A 19,045-nucleotide genomic window follows, 5' to 3' on the forward strand; every position below is an offset into this window, starting at 1 on the left:
TGCTAAATTGCTTGGCAAAATATTATTACAGTCCCAAAGAGAACCAAGTATATGGACCGACAATCCCATCAATAAACAGGTTGTTTGCCCTTTGAAAATCTACAACTGCTTTTTCTGTAAGAGGACCAAACATTCCGTCTATACCTTTTGGATCAAATCCCTTTTTAATTAATGCTTGCTGAAGAAACTTCACTTCCTCCCCACTTGCCCCTCTTTTTAATAAGGGAAGGAGATGTTTCTCCCTTAATTGTCCACGAAATCCTTCCATAGATATACCTGGGCATAAGGACGATCCGTGCCCTTTATATTCGTTATGTCCCCGGACATTTGCAATTGGGATTTCTCTTTCTTTTGCAAGAAAGCGAATGAAAGCAAGGGCAGCTTTTTTCTGAAAATCTGTGAGAGACTCTTTTGTGAAGTCGCCAATCAGACAGACCCCAATGGATTGTTGATTATGGTTGGCTGTATGATACGTGATCTCTTCCTGAGACTGACAATGAAATACCCTCCCCTTTTTGTCAATCACATAATGGTACCCTATGCCCGGCCAGCCATGGTGATTCACATGATACCTTGCAAAGCTCTCAGGTGAGCCTTCCTTGGTGCCGCTATGGTGTATGACAATTTGCGTGATGTCTTCCCTTGATCTTCTTCTGTATTTTTTATTGTGATGCCGTGGCAATTGCCTTCGCTTATCAATAATGTGTATCTTCATAAAAAAACACCTCCTTCTTTGACATAGCTTTTCAGTCAAAAAAAGGAGGAAATAAAGAATCCTGCCGTATGCCATCCTGCTAAAAAAGGATTCATTCATTTTGCTCAGAGTCCAGTCAGGTCTTTTACAATCTCTTCATTCTATGTAGATAAAATAAAACCAATCAATCTCGTGCGGTAACATGCGATAAAAAAGGTGTCTCCACCGGTTACTGTTAATGCAACCTTCTGAGACACCTTTTTATATTTATTTATCTTTAATGCCCAGTACGCGGTTAACACGCTTAGTAAGCATCTTCATTCCGCCTCCGCCAGCTTGAAAGTGACGAAGCGTTCCATCTTTATCAAATACGTAATAAGAAGGAACATATTCATTTTCAAAGGCATCAGTAAGCTTATGCTCATTATCGACAAAGATAGGCTGCGTGATGTCATGCTCATCCGCTACTTCTTTAATTTGATCCAGGTCCAGATCTTTTTCAGAACGTGGCATGTGAACAGCAATCACATTTAAATCATCCTTATAATTATCACGGAACTCATTCACGTTTGGCATAGCTTCTTTACAAAGTCCGCAGCTGACTGACCAAAAATGGATTAATGTCGGCTTGTCTCCAATTAGATCTTCCTTTGTGACCTCTCCATTATACCAAGTCGTAGCTCCTTCAATTTCAGGCATCTCCGAGCGTAGTTTAAGTGCCATATTTATTTCCTCCTTTTTATATGAGTAAGAAAAAGGCCTAACATTGCTGCTAGACCTTTTCCACTATAGTTGTTAGTGAATTACAAAGTAGCTTGGCCTGGCTTCCAGTTAGCTGGGCAAAGACCGCCAGTTTGAAGAGCTTGAAGCACACGTAGTGTTTCATCTACATCACGGCCAATGTTGTTATGGTTAACAACAGAGTACATCAGTTCACCTTCAGGGCTGATGATGAATAGACCGCGAAGAGCAACCCCTTCTTCTTCAATGAGTACGCCGTACTCGCGAGATACTTCATGGTTTGTATCAGCAGCTAATGGATAGTTCAAGTCACCAAGACCGTTATCATCACGGTGTGTATTAATCCATGCTTTATGAGTGTGGATTGTATCAGTAGATACACCGATTACTTCTGCATCAAGGTCTTCAAACTCGTCGTAACGATCGCTAAGAGCTGTGATCTCAGTAGGACATACGAACGTAAAGTCCATTGGATACCAGAAAAGTACAGTCCACTTATCTTCTTTCATGTTTTGCTCAAGGCTTACTTTACCAAACTCTTTGTTCGGCATTACCGCATCCATTTCAAATCGTGGTGCTTGCTTGGCTACCATACGCTTATCAGTCATTAATAATTACCTCCTAAATGAATTGAAATGATCTCTGATTACAAAATATATTATAAATGGCTTGTTATTTAAAGTCAATATTAAATTGTAATTAATTTAAATTGATTGCTAAAACGCCATTTATCCCTTATGTAACATTCCCTATCGAAGAAAAAACAAACACAATTTTATCAATGACAATGAGAAAAGATGATGAAATTGAGAATGCAATGAAAAAGAAATGTAAAAGCCTGTCTCACATTTACTCTACCCAACAAGTGGAAGCTTGTAAAATAAAATGCTCATAAAACATCCTTTTATATTTTTGCTTAGTTTCTGTTTTTTATTCAGTCGGCTTCCTGTTATCTAGAGAGTCCATCGGGAAAGGATAATTTTTTTACAGGTTGTCATAATGTGTTATACTTCGACACGTACCCTTTGCCTTTAAAGGCCGGGTATCCTTTTATTGAGTAGATACATCAGAAAGGAGCCTTATTGATGGAAGAGCTTTTAAATGATACGTTTTTAGGCGTGTTAGTAGGCGGGGCGGTTATGATCCTCCTGCAGATTATCCTCGTGATTATCGGCTACCTTATTGCACGCAGCATAGGAAAAAAAATTATCAGCCGAAGTTTTGAAAGAATGGCTGAACAGCGAAACATGCATCCGGGAAGAGTGAAAACCTTAAAGAACCTTTCTCTTAACGTGTTTGCCTATGCTCTAATTTTCGTTTTGATCACAATTATTGTGGGTATTTTTGATTTAAATATCGCTCCAATTATAGCTGGAGCCGGGATTATAGGGCTTGCTGTCGGTTTTGGTGCCCAGGGTCTTGTAAGTGATGTAGTCACCGGTTTTTTCCTTCTTTTAGAAAAGCAGATTGATGTGGATGATTATGTGACAATTGCCGGGCTGGATGGCGTAGTAGAAGAAGTCGGACTGCGAACCACTCAAATCCGCGCCTTTGACGGCACACTCCACTATATTCCTAACCGGGAAATCAGCTCCGTCAGCAATCATTCAAAAGGAAACATGCAGGCAATGATTGATATAAGCATTTCCTATGATGACGACATTGACCGCGCCATGAAAGTTCTTCAGGATGCTTGTGACCAAGTAGCAGCTGAAGAAGAAGTGATTAAAGACGGCCCTCACGTCTTAGGTGTAGCAAGCTTCGGAGATTCTGATGTAATTATTCGTATTATTGGACAAACGGAAAACATGGAACAATGGGGGATTGAGCGCAAACTTAGAAAAGCCTGCAAAGAAGCACTAGACGCTAATGGAATTGAAATTCCGTTCCCTCACCAAGTTAATATCCAAAAAATGTAATGACCTTAAAAACCGGCTGCCTGTAAAGAGACAGCCGGTCTTTTTATTACAGATCTTGATGTGGATAAAAAAGAAGCACCTAACACCTGCCATAGTAGTTTAAGGGGGATGATATACCAACCTTTATTAGCCTGGCTTATTTCCCTCGCCCAAAACAACAAGCCGTTGAGAACAATAATCATCTCAACGGCCGAAGAGACCTCAGAAAGGTCACTATTTCATGTATATGTGTATGACGAGACTATTTTTGATTAAGCTTTTCCTCAACCTGACTGCACACTTCGTTTGAACTAAAGCCATGAGCATTAATCACAGACCCTTCCATTGCAGTCTGCTGAATGTTCATCATATTCTCATCCTGACCGGTAATGACACAGCAATCACAGCCCTCAGCGTCCTGCTGTTGTCTCAAAGTAACCACTTCATGTCCAAATTCCTGAAGCTGCTGTTGCACATCTGTTAATGATTCTTCTACACCAATTCGAGCCATTTTACTACCTCCTTCACGTGTTTTCTCTGTTAATATGTACGTTGAATAGGTGATTCATGCAAAAGAAACAGAAAAAACTTGGCTTCCCATTTACAGGGCAAGCCAAGCTTTTGCCTACGTCAAAAAAACACCAAGTGACGGTGGCTTTATGAAAAACTATTATAGTAATCAATCATGTGCTTCACAGCCACTTCGACAGCCTCTATTTGAGGTTCGATTCTGGCATCATGAAGCCCGTATGGTGTATCCACTCCCAGCCAGAACATAAACCCGGGGATATCATCAAGAAAATAGCCAAAATCCTCTCCTGTCATAGCTTCACTGCACTCGACAAGATGGATATCTTCTTTTAAGCGGGTAAAATCCATGAATCGCTTGGTCGTTTCTGATTCATTATATACCTGCCTGTAATTTGCACCCCAATCGATAGACCCTTCACATTCAAAGCTAGCTTCAATCCCACTGACCAATGCTTGAATCCTGTCTTTTACTTTGTGCATGCTTTCAATCGATAACGTTCGGATTGTTCCTTCCAGCCTGGAGGTCTCAGCAATAATATTTTGCTTTGTCCCTCCTGTTATTTTCCCAATCGTCACCACCGCTGAATCCAAAGGATCTACATTTCTTGCTACTATGCTTTGAAGCTGTGTCACCAAGTGACTGCCTGCCACAACCATGTCATTGGCTAAATGAGGTCGTGCTGCATGTCCTCCTCTTCCTTTTAAATCAATAAAAAGCTCAGAAGTGTTGGCAAACAGAAGCCCTTCACGGGTGGCAATGGTGCCGACCGGGTATTCTGGAGCAATATGCAGGGCAGCCATTTCATCTGGCTTCCACTTTTTGAAAGTCTCTGTGTTCATCATCGGTTCTGCTCCACCAGGACCTTCTTCTGCAGGCTGGAAAATGAAAAGGAGATTATGCTTGGGCTGATTTTCAGAAAAATAACTGAGGATTCCCAGGGCAATTGTCATATGAAGGTCGTGACCGCAAGCATGCATACATCCTTCATGCTCTGACTTAAAGTCATAAGTCGTTTGCTCATTCATTGGAAGGCCATCTATATCCGTTCGGTAACCAAAGGTTTTCTCCGGACTGCTACCCGTAACAAATACAAAAATTCCAGTCTTCCATGTTTCAATGGTTAAATGGTTTTGTGGAAATTCGCTGATACGGTCAAGTAAATATTGCTGAGTTTTGTACTCCTGAAATCCAAGCTCCGGTATTCTATGAAGGTCTTTTCTTATGGTCTGATACCTATTCATTAGACTCATGAGGAGACGCCCTTTCTAATCACGGCAATTTCATCTTCGAAGGCAGTAACAAAACGATCAGTATCTTCTTTTCGCAAGGTCAACGGCGGCAGCAGACGAACAATATTTCCTTGTGTGACATTTACCATAAAGCCTTTGGAAAGCAAGTTTTTTTGTAGAGCTTTTATTGTAGAAGCATTCTCTTTCATGACTACCCCAAGCATCATACCGATCCCTCGAATCCCTTCCACATGTTCAGGATATTTCCCTTGAAGTCCTTCAAGACGCTGCCATAAGTAGGCTGCATTTTCTTTTCCATATTCAAGGCCTTTTTCCTCGTAAAGAACATCTATTACAGCGTTCCCTAACGCTGAACTCAAAGGTGACGGGGCAAAGGTGGTGCCATGATCTCCAGGCTCAAACAATGACTCCAGTTTTTCTCCCGCAATGATACCGCCTAAAGGAAGACCTCCTCCAATACCTTTGGCAAATAAAACAAGGTCAGGGGTTACGTTTGAGTGCTGGTATGCAAAAAACTCGCCGGTTCTTCCAACACCTGTTTGAATTTCATCTATACAAAAAAGGACATTGTATTTTTCACATAACGATGCCGCCCCTTCCATAAACTCCTTGCTTAATGGAAGAATTCCTCCTGAACCAAGGACCGGCTCCATTAATAGAGCTGCCGGCTTTTTCGTTTTCAGTACGTCTTCAAGATCCTTAAGATTTTCAGGTTCAGCTTCATATACGGGATAATCTGCTGCAGGAAAATCCTGATAAATGCCAGGCTGCCTTGTTAATTTTATCGCTCCTAACGTCCTTCCATGGAAACTCTTTTCAAGCACTACCACGCCAGAACGGTCTTCCTCCTGTCTTGTTCTCCACTTATGGATCAGCTTTACTGCTGCTTCTGTTGCCTCGGCTCCAGAATTAACAAAAAACACTTTTCCAGGGATAGAAAGCTCAATTAGTCTCTTCCCAAGCTTAATTGCCTGTTGGTTTAAGAACACGTTAGAAATATGCAGATACTTCTCACTTTGATCCTTTAAAGCCTGAATGATAGTAGGGTGAGAATGACCGAGAACATTTACAGCCAGCCCTGTAAATAAATCCATATATTCCTTTCCCTCGTTATCATATAAGTAATTTCCTTCGCCTCTTTCTATCACGATAGGCAGCCGTTGATAGGTATTCATTAAATATTTCTCGTCTAGCTCCTGCCAGTTTGCCACCTTCTGTTCCCCCTTTATGCTTTTAAGACTCCCGCAAGAGAGCACGGGAGTCTTAACATGGTACCTTCTATTTATTAGTCTTCTTTTAACTGACGAAGCTCTTGTTTAATTTCTGTTTTTCCTTTTGTCTGCTCGTCGATTTCTTTAATTACTCGTGCTGGAGTTCCGGCAACTACAGTGTTTGGAGGGACATCTTCCGTTACAATGGCTCCTGCTGCTACTACTGCCCCTTCTCCAACAGTAACACCTTCAAGTATTACAGCATTGGCTCCAACAACTACGCCGTCTTCTACAACAACCGGCTTAGCAGATGGAGGCTCAATTACTCCCGCAAGAACAGCACCCGCTCCAATATGGCAGTTGTTTCCGACCGTTGCCCGGCCGCCCATGACAACGTTCATGTCGATCATTGTTCCTTCACCGACTACAGAGCCAATGTTGATGGACGCTCCCATCATAATGACAGCATTTTTACCGATTTCAACTTGGTCGCGGATAATAGCTCCTGGCTCAATTCGCGCTTGAATGCCTTTAAGATCAAGAAGAGGGATAGCAGAATTTCTGCGATCATTTTCCACAACATAATCTTCTACTTTCTCTTCATTTTCTTTTAGAGCCTTCTCAATTTGTTTCCACTCTCCAAAAAGAACTCCTGTATCACCGGTGATAAATGATTTGGTTTCTTCACCAAAATCAATACCGTCCAGCTGGCCTTTAATATGTACTTTAACCGGGGTTGATTTTTCACTTTCTGATATAAACTTAATAATTTCGTTTGCATCCATTTGTTTCATGTCACGTTTCCTCCTTAAAAGTCTTTTACGCCAATAGGTTATCATAGGATTTACTATATCAAAAGGGAAATGGTTCCCTGCTGTTCTATTATTGGCATACTTAATCATTTTATCATGTTTTTCTATCTTCCTCGACAAGAAAGCTGTAAAGAGTATAAAAAACAAACAATTTATGAGAAGGAAGAGGATTTCTCTTCTAAAAAAAGAATACAAAAAGAGACTTAAAAAAAGGAGGAATACATATGATACCAACGACTGATTTATGTGATGAATTTAGAGACCAACTAACACTGGCCAAACCTATCTTTCGACAGTTCGGACTAAAACGAACGTTTGCCGGTCCAATTAAAACCGTAAAAGTTTTTGAAGACAATGTCCTCGTTAAGAAAGCTCTTGAAACCATACCGGAAGGCTCTGTCCTGGTGGTAGACGGCGGTGGTTCCATGCGCTGTGCTTTAATGGGAGACATGCTTGCAGAAATTGCTGTAAATAGAAACCTTGCAGGAATTATTATCCACGGAATGATCCGTGACTCCCAAGAGATCAATGAAATGAACATAGGTATTTTCTCCCTTGGCACCAACCCATTTAAATCCATTAAAGAAGGAAAAGGAGAAACCGATGTACCTGTAGAATTTGCAGGAGTAGAATGGAAGCCCGGTGAATGGGTTTATGCAGATGAAGACGGAATTGTCCTGGCAAAGGAAAAATTAAAATAAACGCCGCAAAGAGGCTGTTTACTTGTCGTACCGAGCAAACAGCCTCTCATTATTTATTACCAGCGTATCGTATTTATACATTCAATAACCTTATTTTCTTCTTCTACTGGCAGCCCCCAATTCGTAAGGTCCCTTTTTATCTCTTCCATGGTTCCATATCCTTTAACCAATCCATTTAATCTCGCAGCAAGTGTAGAGTTGACCATTTCCTGATGGTCAGTAAAGAGACTTGACAGATGAGCGATCGCATGCGGGAACCTTTTCAAATAATATTTCTGATGGTAATCCTCCGCTTTTGTAAATCCTTGAAAAGATGCGATTTCTGTCCGTATCGATATCCCTTCCGCATTTTCTATTTCTTGTTTTACAGCATTGGCAGTCTGATACTGCTCTTCATTGTAATAAAGGAGCAACGACATATATTGCCTTGAACTCCCATAAACTAGAGAAGTATTATGATGGGCCCAGAATAAACGAACTAAATGCTGATAAGAAACTTGTTCAGGATCATATTCAATACGAAGGGTTTCTGTATGGTCCCCCATTCTCCTGTAAGTCGGATCTTTGGTTGTGCCCCCTGCATATCCGACCGTTGTGCTGCGCACTCCAGGTATATGCCCGAACCGGGCATCAGTTCCCCAAAATCACCCCATACCAAACACAGCGTATCCCGTTGACTGGGTACTGTTTTTTCCGTTCTCGTTTATCATGTCATTCCTCCTTCCCTTGCTAGTATCTCCTAAAAGCTTTCCTCATGTTTCTTTCATTCTGAATGGGTGTGATCCGTTTTTCAACCTTTTTAGATATTGACCACTGTTAGGGCAATACATTACTCATAGTGATAACAAGTGTGCAAGGACACTTTTACAATATTCAAAATAATTCCAAAATCTTTCGAATTCTTATTGACTTGATAATGGTTCTCAGGTAAACTGAACTTAATAACATTGATAATGACTTTCAATTTCAGAGATATTGCCTGACAGGAGGGTTTTTTTATGGGGTACAGTGTAGATGGGTTCGCAGACATTCATACAATTCTTTCTAATGAAAGAAAAGTGGGAGGGGCAATTGAAGCAAAGCGAATCCGCTTAAGAACCGGAGAAGAATTTACCAACCCTGTTATTACAAACATTGATTTCTCTGGATCGACTTTTTATTCAGTCTCCTTTGTTACAGACCAAGGAGAAAGCTATGTAGTAAATGTTCAGGATATCAGCATGATGCAATCTTTAACTCATTGCAGAGTCCATGAAATGAAAAATACTTATTATAAACCAATTAAAACAGAACAGCGTATTCGTTATTTAAAAAAGCTTTGTGAAATTAATGAAGGGTCCTATACAAAGATTTTCCGGGAAGAAGCGGCAGCTCTTATTAAAGATATTGGGAAAGAGGCTTTGCGTTCCACACCAATTGCTGCCCATATTGACTATACAGAAAATAATGTAATTCAAATCGCATAATCCTAAGCTGTTGAATGTTTCAACAGCTTTTTTGTTGGTCTCACCTCTTCTATTCTTTCTAGGCAGACTTGGTATAAGTCTCGGAAGGCAGTGTTGATTGCTGCTTACCTCTACTTCTTGTACAAGCATTGCATGCCGCTAACCATTACAATCAATTTGAATGGTGGGACGCGTGTACAGCACAATTACCCAGCAACTCCTAATAAAATTTCTTATCTGCCTTTTTGGGCCACTTCAATGAACTGATGCCAAAAAAATGAGCCAGGATTAAAATCCTGGCTCATTTTTTTGATAAAAGGATGTACGATAATCCCTTGTTTGTCTACTCCATAGATTCCAGAGTGCAAATTGCGCTTGGCCTTTTGATTCGGAGTACTGTGCTTTCATATACCCTGAAAAGGTAATTCATATTTTCTGTATCCATATATGCTGTATCAATATCCTCTGCAATAACTAAATCAAGATTCTCTCTTCCCGTTGCAACAAGAACTCCTGTTTCTCCTTTAATAACTGGAGATTGATAGATGCCATCAGTTACCAATTCTCTAATATGGTCAATTTCCAATACATTTGTTCCTTCATGCACCCTGTGTGCGAGAGCATAGAGTTCCGGAGATAAAATAAGTGAATAAGGGCCACTGTGTCCCATTCTCAAAAGCTTATTTCGCGCTTCCACGACATCAGAAAAGGCATTCCCTGATTTCTTCCAATCCTCTCTAATGTGTGTAACTCTTCCTTTTACGTTCAAAAGACCTTCCAGCTCAAACTGTTCTGCTCCGTTAAAAATCATATCGTCTTCAAGGAGAGCACACTGCGCTGCTGCATTTGCTGCCGCAGAAAAATCAACAGGAACATCCAAAGACTTTGCCTGCTGCAAGTCTCTCCAATAGAGCATAAAATCTTTGTAAAGAAGAGGAATTGTTAAATTAACTCGTTTTGTCGGTTCGGACATTTGGAGGCTTTCCCCATGATAACCGAGCGTCCCTAGTCCAGGATCGCCGTACACATCATTTGTAACGGTTTGAATCCCTTCACCAAGCGGGCCGTATATATCAATAAATCGGCGTCCGATCAATTGACGTTTAGCACTTTCTATAACTGTATCGTCCAAGTTTTCCCAATCTTTCCCTGCCAATGGGGAATCAGAAAATTTATTAAGTTTATTCATCCACATCCACTCCTTATTTCTTTAGGCTTCCAACAGTAAGTCTTTTTTTGTAGCTTGTTTTTTCTTGAGTCTCCTCAGGAGAGCTTTCCACCTCTACGCTACCCTTCTCTCCACTTCCTCCATTGTCTGAAGGCTGCTGTGTGTACATCTCAATTTTCAGGTTATCTTTTCCATTTTCTTTTTCATCTGTGGGGACAGATGCTGCAAGGCTCGGACTTCCCCCGGCCTGTTCATTCAACTCAGTCATCAGTTCTTTGATTGTTTGATAATCACTGGCCGTTACGTTTCTCATTTCCTGAAGCTTTTCTTCATACTCTGTTCCTTTAAATGAAAACAAAGCCAGATCCAGATGCTCTAAAAAGTTATGAAGACCAAATTTCTCCAGGCTTATATCCTGAAGAAGGTGGATAGCATCATTGTTATTTGGAACATATGCTTCTGGATTTTCAATGTAGTGCTCAAGTTTTGGCATTAAATATTCTAATCGGTCGAACCTATGCTCTTCCTCTTCATAAATATGATGATAGTAAAGGCGCTCGTGATCATCTTTCGCGTTCTCAATAACCGGCTCTAAAATGCCCATAAAATCAGTCAAAGCGGCTTTTGTTCGCTTAAACATCTCTAAAAGCTGTGGAAAATATGTAGTCATAACATCCTCCTTTGCAGATTACCTAAAATAAAGTTTGAAGTAAAAGTTATCATCTGGTTACTGCCTGACACGCAAGGCGAACGCCTTTGTTCACTTGTTCTTTAAGCCTGGACTGCTCTCTTTCAGAAGGCGGCATAAGCCAATCCTTTCCGCTTTCTACCGTAACAGCACACTTACCGCAAGTTCCCTTTCGGCATTTGTAATCAACATCCTGGCTTTGCTTAAGGGCAGCGTCGAGAAGAACTTTCCCTTTTTCGGGTTGAACATAGTATTTATTCCCTTTTTGGGATAAAACTATTCTTTGATTTTTAACATCAGGCCTGACAGACTTCATCGGCCTTTTTTGAGGCTTTTTCTTTTCAATAGGGGCTGACGGGAAGCTGTCTTTTCTTGCGGAAGCATCTTTCTTCAAGGAGCCAACCGTTAATTTTTTGATAGTAACCCCTCCTTCTTATTAGATAACCTATCATTGTTGTGCCAATATTACAAATAAAAACAGTATATTAGCACGTTATCTCTTCGCTCGGGCTGTCGCCCTGCTCTTTTTTCTTTAAGGACTTTCTCACATTTTATGTTTTTTGTTAAAAGAGCTCACTGCATCAAATGGCACAAGTGTGACAGTCATTCATATTTCGCTACACCCGCACTCACAGTTTGTTCTATGCCAAGGGCAATACCACAGTTTCTTTTTTGTGAAAACCATTATGTGAAGCTTTTTCCGAAGGCTTCTTGCTCGTTTTTGTACAAGCAATTATTCATAAAAATTAGCTTTGGAAGAGCCTTCTTTCTAATTATTTTCCATATGCCGCCTATTTTTTCCTTCTTGTTTTGCTTTTAAATTCACTTCCTTTTGGGTAGGGAAGTTGTAATTGAGGTGGAAATGATGATTGTACTACTAAGCTTTCTTTGCGCCCTTGGTTTTGTGGCCGTTCACATAGCTTCTAAGTATCTAACCTTTTTACATGTCATTCCTAGGAGTAAGCTTTTATCCGGAATGGGCGGCGTTTCAGTTGCATACATCTTTATTCATATCCTTCCAGAGCTGAATGCCTACCAATATGAACTCAATTCCGGGGACACTTCCGGGCTTTTTATGGACAACCCTGTTTATTTTGTCGCAATGATTGGGCTTGCTGTTTTTTACGGATTAGAAAAAATGGGAAAAGTCGTTAGAAATACACCTTCAAAAGCTAAGAAGCACCCTTTCCCATGGCTATTTTGGATTCATATGTTTTCTTTTTTCACTTATAACTTTTTAATAGGTTATTTGTTAATTCAAGAGGAATCCAATAATGTTACTGAGTTGACCCTGTACTTTTTCGCCCTTTCTCTTCATTTTTTATCTAATGATCAAGGATTAAGACAGGACCACCAAAGGATGTATGATCATTATGGCCGCTGGCTGTTAGCTGCTGCTGTTCTCATTGGATGGACGGTGGGATTTATTTTTTCAATGGGTGAAAACATTGTGACATTGCTCTTTTCATTTTTAGCTGGGGGCATCATTTTAAATGTGTTAAAAGAAGAGCTGCCAGAGGAAAAAGAAAGCAACTTCTGGGCATTTGCCGTTGGTCTGATCTTTTACGCTGCTTTACTTTCTTTCATCTAACTGCCACTTTTCCCTTAAGGCAGTTGGAAAATTTTCATAGACAATAATTCACGCAGATGTAGGGGCAATATTCAGCATATACAGGCAAACGAACAAGTATGAGAACATGACTTTTCGTAAAAACGTATATGGAAATCACAAACCACTTTTATCACAACGGGCAAAAGTTACTGACCTTTTATGTAAATTTGTGATTACAAAAGAAATAAGAAAATCCCTTGTTTTTCAACACGGGACTCCTTAAAAATTGAGGCTCCTTTCCAGGAAAGGAGCCTCTTCTAAGCATATAATTAGTTCTTTTGGAATTGTGCTTCTTCAGTTGAACCTTTTAAAGCAGTTGTAGAAGAAGTACCGCCTGAGATTACTTGAGAAACTTCATCAAAGTAACCTGTACCTACTTCACGCTGATGGCGAGTAGCAGTGTATCCTTTCTCTTCGCTCGCAAACTCTGCTTGCTGAAGCTCTGAGTAAGCACCCATACCGCGCTCTTTGTAGCCTCTAGCAAGTTCGAACATGCTGTGGTTAAGAGCATGGAAGCCGGCAAGAGTAACAAATTGGAATTTGTATCCCATTTTACCAAGTTCAACCTGATACTTCTCGATTGTTTCTTTATCAAGGTTGGCTTCCCAGTTGAATGATGGAGAGCAGTTATATGCAAGCATTTTTCCAGGGAATTTCTCATGGATCGCATCCGCGAACTTTTGAGCTTCTTCAAGACTTGGCTTGGATGTTTCGCACCAGATTAAGTCAGCATACGGGGCATAAGCTAGACCACGAGCGATCGCTTGGTCAATTCCTGCATTCGTGCGGTAGAATCCTTCTGGAGTACGTTCTCCAGTAATGAATTCTTTGTCTGCAGGGTCGATATCACTTGTAATAAGGTCGGCTGCATCCGCATCTGTACGGGCGATTAGTACAGTTGGTACACCGCTTACATCTGCAGCAAGACGAGCAGAGATTAGGTTTCTCACAGCATTTTGAGTAGGAAGAAGAACCTTACCGCCTAAGTGGCCGCATTTCTTCTCAGATGCAAGCTGATCTTCAAAGTGTACACCAGATGCCCCAGCCTCAATCATGCCTTTCATTAGTTCAAATACGTTAAGCTGTCCGCCGAATCCTGCTTCTGCATCTGCCACGATCGGAGCGAAGTAATCGATGTCACCTTCGCCTTCCATGTGCTGGATTTGGTCTGCACGCTGAAGGGATTGGTTAATTCTCTTCACTACGTTTGGCACACTGTTTGCAGGGTATAAGCTTTGATCCGGGTACATTTGTCCTGCAAGGTTAGCATCCGCTGCTACTTGCCATCCGCTTAAGTAGATTGCTTTTAAGCCTGCTTTTACCTGCTGAACTGCCTGCCCGCCAGTAAGAGCTCCTAAAGCGTTTACATATGGCTCATTATGCATAAGATCCCAAAGCTTTTCAGAACCTTTTTTTGCTAATGTATGTTCAATTTGCAATGAACCTCTTAATTTGACTACTTCTTCAGCAGAATAAGGACGCTCAATCCCTTTCCATCTCTCTTCATTCTCCCACTGTTGCTGCAGCTGCTGTGCTTGCTCTTTTAAGTTCCCCATAACTCTCATCTCCCTTAATTAGTAAGATTTTATAGAAAGAGAATGATCTTTGCAGTGATGACCAATCCCTGTCTTAACACAAATAACAAAGCTGAAAAGCTGGTAAATCCTGTGTGTCAATCTGTTTTAATACAGTTATTATTTGATGTCTTTATGTTATAACAGACCATAAAATTTGGCAACCTTTATTTTCTAATTTTTAGCGATTTACTAAAAGTTTAAATTTTCTGTTTTTTTGACCCCTTATTTAAAGGCATTTACAAGACATTTCCATATCATACAACCATTTTATAATACCTTCTGTTTTAATACAGTGATTATCCTCACACTATAAAAAAAGCCAAAAAAAGAGGGTGTCGCCAAAAGTTAAAATTTTGCGACCCCTCTTCTGTTATTTACCCATGATTCACTGCGTGTTCAGCAGAATCAATGGACCTTTCCTTTTTTTCAATTTGCTTTAACCTTCTTGTGTAAAAGCTTGTAATGCACAAAATCACGAGTGACCCTGCTATGACACCGTTCCATGCAAACTGGCTCCATAACCATCCATAATAAAAACTGCCAATTCCTCCTCCTAAATAATAAGAGGTAAGATATAATCCCGATGCACTGGCTTTAGCGAAGTCCGCATGCTTTGTCACCCAGGAACTGGAGGTTGAATGAACAAAGAAAAACCCGAAGCTTAAGATTAAGAGTGCAACTACAATCATTGGAAAGCTCGGTACTAAAGTAACAAGTAAGCTTATTACCATCAAGGAAATGCCAATGAGCATAATGGTTGTCTGCTCCAGCCGCTCTGCTGCTTTTCCTGCTAGTGTTGAACTGACCGTCCCGGCAATATAGGTTAAATATAAAATGCCCAAAACAGATGTTGATACGTAAAAAGGCGGTCCGCTTAATAAGTAGGTCACAAAGTTAAAGATCCCCATAAAAACAAAGAAATGTAACCCGCCAATAATATATGCATATCGCATCGGCTTATTTTTCAGATGCTCCCAATTGTTTAGAAAGAGTCCTTTCAGCTCTAACGGCTTCGACTGAAAGTTCCTGGAGGAGGGCAAGGTTACAGCAACAATGGATAGGATGAGGACGCTGAGTACACCCATTACGGCAAAGGCTGTGCGCCAATCGGTGAAATCTGTTACTACACCACTGAGAAGCCTTCCTCCCATTCCCCCAATGCTGTTTGCGCTTATAAATATACCAATTGCAACTGCTACACCCTTTGTGGAATACTCTTCACTTATATACGCCATACATGCTGTAGGTATCCCGGCCAATGCTATCGCCTGGATAACTCTTATGAAAAGGAGCACTTCAAAGCTTGGAGCAATAGCTATAGCAAAGGTAGCAAGCGTGCCAAGCGTCATGGCAGCCATAATAATGATTTTTCTCCCGTACGCATCCGATAACGCACTGTATAGAAAAAAACTTACTCCAAGACCAAGTAGCGCCAGGGAGATGGCTAAACTTGAGACAACAGGTGTTACTTGAAACTCCTCGGAAAACAATGGGAGAAGAGGCTGAGGATAATAGATATTAGCAAATATCAGAATAGAAGACAGACCTAAAGCAAGTGTTGCCTGCCAAAATGCTTTTGTTTTTAATTCAATCATTTGATTCCCTTCCTTCATATCTCTCTTCTTATGCTAGCATGGTATTTTCCATAAATAAAATATATAATATTTATAGTTTCTATAACTTTTAAGAATGAAAAGAAAGAGGGATAACATGGAATCAAGGCAGCTGCGTCATTTTGTCGAAGTCGCTGTGCAAAAAAGCTTTACGAAAGCTGCTAAGCAATTACATATTGCCCAGCCAGCAGTGAGTAAATCTGTAAAAAACCTGGAAGATGAAATTGGGATTCCCCTTTTTGCGAGAGAGGAACGAACGATTCAGCTGACCGAAGAAGGGAAGAGATTATTTGCCCATGCTACTTCCATTCTGAATCAAATGGAACAGGCTGTATTGGAAATGGAAGAATTGAAGGGGCTTAAAACTGGAAGAGTGAGGATTGGCCTTCCTTCCATGGTGGGTTCTTTTTATTTTCCTGAACAATTTGTTGCCTTTAAGAAAAAATATCCTCAATTAGAATTGTCGATTTATGAGGCTGGAACTACTCGCATCCGTGATGATATCAGAGAAGGAAATATCGATTTGGGGACAATTGTTATGGATGATGCGACCGAAGATTTAATCACACACCCCTTTCTAAGAGAGGAAATGATGGTTGTCGTACCTGATTCTCATCCCTTTGCTTCGTTATCTTCCATTTCATATGATCAACTGCTTACAGAGCCCCTTGTTTTGTTTAAAGAAGGGTATTATCAGCGAAACATCATCCATAAAATTGAGCAGGCAACAGGCAGATCCCCTCATATCGCTTTTGAAACCAATCAAATTTCAATGGCTAAATCATTAACCCGTAAAGGGTTAGGAATAACGATTTTTTTAAAAATGGTTATTAGTGAAGACAGCGACCTTGTTGGAATTCCGTTTGAAACCCCTTTTTCTCTTACCCTTGCACTCTCACACAGGAAAGGGACATACCTTTCTAAAGCAAATAAAGCTTTTTTATCGTTCTTGGTCAATCAGCATGTAAATCATTGAAAAAAGAGACAGCAACACAGTCTAAAGAGAAGAGCCCTCACCTAAGTGAGAGCCCTTTTTGGTTTCAGTATTCTAATGGGTGGTTGTTCAAAGGTACACTTGCACGCACCTAAAGGCTTCAGCTAACCGGTGATGATCATCCCGGTCGATTCTCAGCTCTTCCTTTCCCCAGGCGTCTCGTGATTTTTGTACAAGCAAAGACAAATCTATTACCAGAATCAAGTCGTTTTGCCGGTGGTCCAGCCTGTAAACTTCAAGAGAATGATGTTGCTTTTGCCGCTATCGATCTAGTGGAAGACATGCGGGATGAAGCATTCAGTGGTTTTCTGCTTTAATAGTCTGTATTCTACCTAGTGTTTGTTATCTTCCCGTTCCAAGTTGTCTGAAGGTCCGAAAAATTCAAAGTGAGTTCTTTCTTCCGGTACTCCCCATTCTTTCAGTATAGAATACATGGCTTTCATAAAAGGCAAAGGTCCGCAAAAATAGAATTCTGCGTCTCTGCTTACTGCAAGAGAATTCAACCACTCTTCGTCAATAAAGCCTTCTTTATCGTATACCTTCTTCTGTTTGTCAGATTCATTTGGTAATTCATAGCAGAGGTAATATGAAATCTTCTCGTTTCTATCTGCTGTGTCTCTGATCTCCTGATCAAAAGCATGCACGCTGCTGTTTAGAGCAGCATGGATGTAGGTAATGTCTTTTGTTGGTGAATCTTCTGCTGCAGTCTTGAACATGCTTACTAATGGCGTCTGCCCTACACCACCACTTAAGAAAACAGCTGGCCGACTGCTTGCTTTGTCGAAAAAAAAGTCTCCAGCCGGGGCGGTAAGCTCTACCTTATCACCAGGCTCAATCGAATGGTGCAGGTAATTGGAAACAATGCCAGCAGGTGTTTCCCTTCCATCCTCTCTTTTCACGCTGATACGATAATAATGCCTGCCAGGCACCTCAGATAAACTGTACTGACGAATATGATTATATTCTTCTTCCTCTATTATTGCCTTAACGGAAACATATTGGCCAGGCCTGTAGGAAGCAAGACGTTCTCCATCGGCCGGCTGAAGATAGAAAGAGGTAATGACTTCGCTCTCTTTAACCTTATCGATAACCAGAAAACTTCTAAAGCCTTCCCAGCCCCCTGCCTGATTTTCAGCCTCTTCATACATTTCTTTCTCGACTGCTATAAAAACGTCAGCAATCACACTGTACGCCTCTCCCCAGGCATCAAGAATTTCGTCGGTAGCTGCCTCTTGCAGCACATCTTTCATTGCAATAAGTAAATACTTCCCCACAATCGGGTAATGTTCTGCTTTTACTTGCAGGCTTCGGTGCTTATGGGCGATTTGTTTCACAACTGGAAGAATTTCATCTAATTTGTCTATATGGGCAGCCGCCGCATAAATCGATTGGGCCAGCGCTCTCTGCTGCTTGCCTTCTGATTGGTTCACGTGATTAAACATATGTAACAGTTCAGGATGATTGGTAAAAAGAAGATGATAGAACTGTTTCGTTATAGCCTCCCCATGTTCTGCCAGTACAGGAACTGTGCTTTTAATAATTGCTATGGTTTCCTCACTTAATTTGTTTTTTGCAGTCATAGAATCCCCCTCCATTTAAATATGTATTTGAAATGCATATTTAAACCTTTATTTTTATTACAACATTAAAACTGTTTTTTAACAATGAATATTCTCTTTATTATGTTAAAAAGCAGGTGAACAGATGATGCTTATTTCCTGATAATTCCTGAAAATCCACCTTTCAAGACTACTTCATTTCTCTGATTCCTGCATGAAAACGTGGAAGAAATAACATACTTCTTCTCTTCCTCTGATAATTGTTCTATTTTCACTTTACATTCGATGACATCATTTGTGTAAACCGGCCTGATAAATTCAAAGTTCATATTCCGGGCCAGCACGTTATGTTCTCCTCCTACTTTTGTTGGCAGTGTAGCAGTTAACAAACCCTGGACAATTAAGCGTCCCTCTTCATCGGGATGAATATGGTGGCTTCCTTCATCACCTGAAATTTCCGTAAATAAACGTACATCTTCCGTTGTAAAAAATTTTTTAAACGTAATAACATCACCGACCTGTACCATCTTCCATATCCCCTTCCTTTCCT

19 protein-coding genes and 1 pseudogene are annotated in these 19,045 nt (G+C 40.6%); 5 read left to right on the forward strand and 15 right to left on the reverse strand.

From position 1 onward, the window contains the following. Nucleotides 1-25: 25 nt before the first annotated feature. The 3 genes from ACFPU1_RS06055 to ACFPU1_RS06065 all read right to left on the reverse strand — a co-directional run bounded on the left by ACFPU1_RS06055 (nucleotide 26) and on the right by ACFPU1_RS06065 (nucleotide 2,043). On the reverse strand, nucleotides 26-715 hold the full coding sequence (locus tag ACFPU1_RS06055) for a peptidoglycan recognition protein family protein (RefSeq protein ID WP_385939461.1): 690 nt from the start codon (nucleotides 713-715) through the stop codon (nucleotides 26-28). A 246-nt stretch (nucleotides 716-961) separates the two neighbouring features. Continuing rightward, a complete protein-coding gene (locus ACFPU1_RS06060; protein ID WP_385939463.1) occupies nucleotides 962-1,417 on the reverse strand; it encodes a TlpA disulfide reductase family protein in 456 nt (151 codons plus the stop codon). 80 nt (nucleotides 1,418-1,497) lie between these two features. After that, on the reverse strand, nucleotides 1,498-2,043 hold the full coding sequence (locus ACFPU1_RS06065; protein ID WP_100399522.1) for a peroxiredoxin: 546 nt from the start codon (nucleotides 2,041-2,043) through the stop codon (nucleotides 1,498-1,500). A 477-nt stretch (nucleotides 2,044-2,520) separates the two neighbouring features. On the opposite strand from ACFPU1_RS06065, the gene ACFPU1_RS06070 reads away from it, so the two are divergent. Then, the gene (locus ACFPU1_RS06070; protein ID WP_385939465.1) at nucleotides 2,521-3,354 is read left to right on the forward strand and encodes a mechanosensitive ion channel family protein; all 834 of its coding nucleotides are present in this window, start codon (nucleotides 2,521-2,523) and stop codon (nucleotides 3,352-3,354) included. A gap of 241 nt (nucleotides 3,355-3,595) precedes the next feature. Here ACFPU1_RS06070 and ACFPU1_RS06075 read toward each other — a convergent pair whose 3' ends face one another. From ACFPU1_RS06075 to dapD, 4 genes are all read right to left on the reverse strand, one after another. Beyond that, the gene (locus ACFPU1_RS06075) at nucleotides 3,596-3,844 is read right to left on the reverse strand and encodes a YkuS family protein (RefSeq protein ID WP_054635183.1); all 249 of its coding nucleotides are present in this window, start codon (nucleotides 3,842-3,844) and stop codon (nucleotides 3,596-3,598) included. 146 nt (nucleotides 3,845-3,990) lie between these two features. Then, nucleotides 3,991-5,115 (reverse strand): N-acetyldiaminopimelate deacetylase, encoded by a 1,125-nt coding sequence (locus tag ACFPU1_RS06080; RefSeq protein WP_385939468.1) that lies wholly within the window; start codon nucleotides 5,113-5,115, stop codon nucleotides 3,991-3,993. Next, nucleotides 5,112-6,326: an aspartate aminotransferase family protein gene (locus tag ACFPU1_RS06085; RefSeq protein ID WP_385939470.1), complete on the reverse strand. Its 1,215-nt coding sequence runs from the start codon at nucleotides 6,324-6,326 to the stop codon at nucleotides 5,112-5,114. Before ACFPU1_RS06085 ends, ACFPU1_RS06080 begins: the two co-directional genes overlap by 4 nt. 74 nt (nucleotides 6,327-6,400) lie before the next feature. Next, nucleotides 6,401-7,120 (reverse strand): 2,3,4,5-tetrahydropyridine-2,6-dicarboxylate N-acetyltransferase, encoded by a 720-nt coding sequence (gene dapD / locus ACFPU1_RS06090; RefSeq protein WP_100399526.1) that lies wholly within the window; start codon nucleotides 7,118-7,120, stop codon nucleotides 6,401-6,403. Between the two features lie 242 nt (nucleotides 7,121-7,362). On the opposite strand from dapD, the gene rraA reads away from it, so the two are divergent. Then, nucleotides 7,363-7,839 (forward strand): ribonuclease E activity regulator RraA, encoded by a 477-nt coding sequence (gene rraA / locus ACFPU1_RS06095; protein WP_385939472.1) that lies wholly within the window; start codon nucleotides 7,363-7,365, stop codon nucleotides 7,837-7,839. A gap of 56 nt (nucleotides 7,840-7,895) precedes the next feature. On the opposite strand, the pseudogene ACFPU1_RS06100 reads toward rraA, so the two are convergent. Beyond that, nucleotides 7,896-8,471, reverse strand: a pseudogene (locus ACFPU1_RS06100) (peptide-methionine (S)-S-oxide reductase MsrA); the annotation flags it as partial. Nucleotides 8,472-8,837: 366 nt separating this feature from the next. Between ACFPU1_RS06100 and ACFPU1_RS06105 the strand changes: the two are divergent. After that, the gene (locus ACFPU1_RS06105) at nucleotides 8,838-9,305 is read left to right on the forward strand and encodes a hypothetical protein (protein ID WP_054635180.1); all 468 of its coding nucleotides are present in this window, start codon (nucleotides 8,838-8,840) and stop codon (nucleotides 9,303-9,305) included. 322 nt (nucleotides 9,306-9,627) lie between these two features. Here ACFPU1_RS06105 and ACFPU1_RS06110 read toward each other — a convergent pair whose 3' ends face one another. From ACFPU1_RS06110 to ACFPU1_RS06120, 3 genes are read right to left on the reverse strand one after another with little or no spacing between them, the layout of a single operon-like run. Then, nucleotides 9,628-10,473, reverse strand: a complete 846-nt coding sequence (locus tag ACFPU1_RS06110) for a family 1 encapsulin nanocompartment shell protein (RefSeq protein ID WP_054635179.1) — start codon at nucleotides 10,471-10,473, stop codon at nucleotides 9,628-9,630. A gap of 13 nt (nucleotides 10,474-10,486) precedes the next feature. Then, a complete protein-coding gene (locus tag ACFPU1_RS06115) occupies nucleotides 10,487-11,122 on the reverse strand; it encodes an IMEF encapsulin system ferritin-like cargo protein (RefSeq protein ID WP_385939475.1) in 636 nt (211 codons plus the stop codon). A 49-nt stretch (nucleotides 11,123-11,171) separates the two neighbouring features. Continuing rightward, nucleotides 11,172-11,534 carry a 2Fe-2S iron-sulfur cluster-binding protein gene (locus tag ACFPU1_RS06120; RefSeq protein WP_385939477.1) on the reverse strand — a complete coding sequence of 121 codons (363 nt, stop codon included), beginning with the start codon at nucleotides 11,532-11,534 and terminating at the stop codon, nucleotides 11,172-11,174. Nucleotides 11,535-12,005: 471 nt separating this feature from the next. On the opposite strand from ACFPU1_RS06120, the gene ACFPU1_RS06125 reads away from it, so the two are divergent. Further along, on the forward strand, nucleotides 12,006-12,731 hold the full coding sequence (locus tag ACFPU1_RS06125; RefSeq protein WP_385939479.1) for a hypothetical protein: 726 nt from the start codon (nucleotides 12,006-12,008) through the stop codon (nucleotides 12,729-12,731). Between the two features lie 290 nt (nucleotides 12,732-13,021). Here the strand turns inward: ACFPU1_RS06125 and aceA are convergent, their stop codons facing one another. Both aceA and ACFPU1_RS06135 read right to left on the reverse strand, forming a co-directional pair. Then, nucleotides 13,022-14,308 carry an isocitrate lyase gene (gene aceA, locus ACFPU1_RS06130; RefSeq protein ID WP_385939481.1) on the reverse strand — a complete coding sequence of 429 codons (1,287 nt, stop codon included), beginning with the start codon at nucleotides 14,306-14,308 and terminating at the stop codon, nucleotides 13,022-13,024. A gap of 395 nt (nucleotides 14,309-14,703) precedes the next feature. Then, on the reverse strand, nucleotides 14,704-15,924 hold the full coding sequence (locus ACFPU1_RS06135; protein ID WP_054635405.1) for an MFS transporter: 1,221 nt from the start codon (nucleotides 15,922-15,924) through the stop codon (nucleotides 14,704-14,706). A 115-nt stretch (nucleotides 15,925-16,039) separates the two neighbouring features. Between ACFPU1_RS06135 and ACFPU1_RS06140 the strand changes: the two genes are divergently transcribed. After that, complete coding sequence (locus ACFPU1_RS06140; protein WP_385939483.1) at nucleotides 16,040-16,918, forward strand: LysR family transcriptional regulator; 879 nt, start codon at nucleotides 16,040-16,042, stop codon at nucleotides 16,916-16,918. 350 nt (nucleotides 16,919-17,268) lie between these two features. Here ACFPU1_RS06140 and hmpA read toward each other — a convergent pair whose 3' ends face one another. Next, a complete protein-coding gene (gene hmpA, locus ACFPU1_RS06145; RefSeq protein WP_385939485.1) occupies nucleotides 17,269-18,516 on the reverse strand; it encodes an NO-inducible flavohemoprotein in 1,248 nt (415 codons plus the stop codon). Nucleotides 18,517-18,647: 131 nt separating this feature from the next. Then, on the reverse strand, nucleotides 18,648-19,022 hold the full coding sequence (locus tag ACFPU1_RS06150; protein ID WP_385940480.1) for a hotdog family protein: 375 nt from the start codon (nucleotides 19,020-19,022) through the stop codon (nucleotides 18,648-18,650). Nucleotides 19,023-19,045: the final 23 nt, after the last annotated feature.

This window comes from Thalassorhabdus alkalitolerans (assembly GCF_042656525.1).
Taxonomy (GTDB): domain Bacteria; phylum Bacillota; class Bacilli; order Bacillales; family Marinococcaceae; genus Thalassorhabdus; species Thalassorhabdus alkalitolerans.

Coding starts and splice junctions, on each gene's coding strand:
- ACFPU1_RS06055 (WP_385939461.1), bottom strand. CDS start 715: ATGAAGATACACATTATTGATAAGCGAAGGCAATTGCCACGGCATCAC.
- ACFPU1_RS06060 (WP_385939463.1), bottom strand. CDS start 1,417: ATGGCACTTAAACTACGCTCGGAGATGCCTGAAATTGAAGGAGCTACG.
- ACFPU1_RS06065 (WP_100399522.1), bottom strand. CDS start 2,043: ATGACTGATAAGCGTATGGTAGCCAAGCAAGCACCACGATTTGAAATG.
- ACFPU1_RS06070 (WP_385939465.1), top strand. CDS start 2,521: ATGGAAGAGCTTTTAAATGATACGTTTTTAGGCGTGTTAGTAGGCGGG.
- ACFPU1_RS06075 (WP_054635183.1), bottom strand. CDS start 3,844: ATGGCTCGAATTGGTGTAGAAGAATCATTAACAGATGTGCAACAGCAG.
- ACFPU1_RS06080 (WP_385939468.1), bottom strand. CDS start 5,115: ATGAGTCTAATGAATAGGTATCAGACCATAAGAAAAGACCTTCATAGA.
- dapD (WP_100399526.1), bottom strand. CDS start 7,120: ATGAAACAAATGGATGCAAACGAAATTATTAAGTTTATATCAGAAAGT.
- rraA (WP_385939472.1), top strand. CDS start 7,363: ATGATACCAACGACTGATTTATGTGATGAATTTAGAGACCAACTAACA.
- ACFPU1_RS06105 (WP_054635180.1), top strand. CDS start 8,838: ATGGGGTACAGTGTAGATGGGTTCGCAGACATTCATACAATTCTTTCT.
- ACFPU1_RS06110 (WP_054635179.1), bottom strand. CDS start 10,473: ATGAATAAACTTAATAAATTTTCTGATTCCCCATTGGCAGGGAAAGAT.
- ACFPU1_RS06115 (WP_385939475.1), bottom strand. CDS start 11,122: ATGACTACATATTTTCCACAGCTTTTAGAGATGTTTAAGCGAACAAAA.
- ACFPU1_RS06125 (WP_385939479.1), top strand. CDS start 12,006: ATGATTGTACTACTAAGCTTTCTTTGCGCCCTTGGTTTTGTGGCCGTT.
- aceA (WP_385939481.1), bottom strand. CDS start 14,308: ATGGGGAACTTAAAAGAGCAAGCACAGCAGCTGCAGCAACAGTGGGAG.
- ACFPU1_RS06135 (WP_054635405.1), bottom strand. CDS start 15,924: ATGATTGAATTAAAAACAAAAGCATTTTGGCAGGCAACACTTGCTTTA.
- ACFPU1_RS06140 (WP_385939483.1), top strand. CDS start 16,040: ATGGAATCAAGGCAGCTGCGTCATTTTGTCGAAGTCGCTGTGCAAAAA.
- hmpA (WP_385939485.1), bottom strand. CDS start 18,516: ATGACTGCAAAAAACAAATTAAGTGAGGAAACCATAGCAATTATTAAA.
- ACFPU1_RS06150 (WP_385940480.1), bottom strand. CDS start 19,022: ATGGTACAGGTCGGTGATGTTATTACGTTTAAAAAATTTTTTACAACG.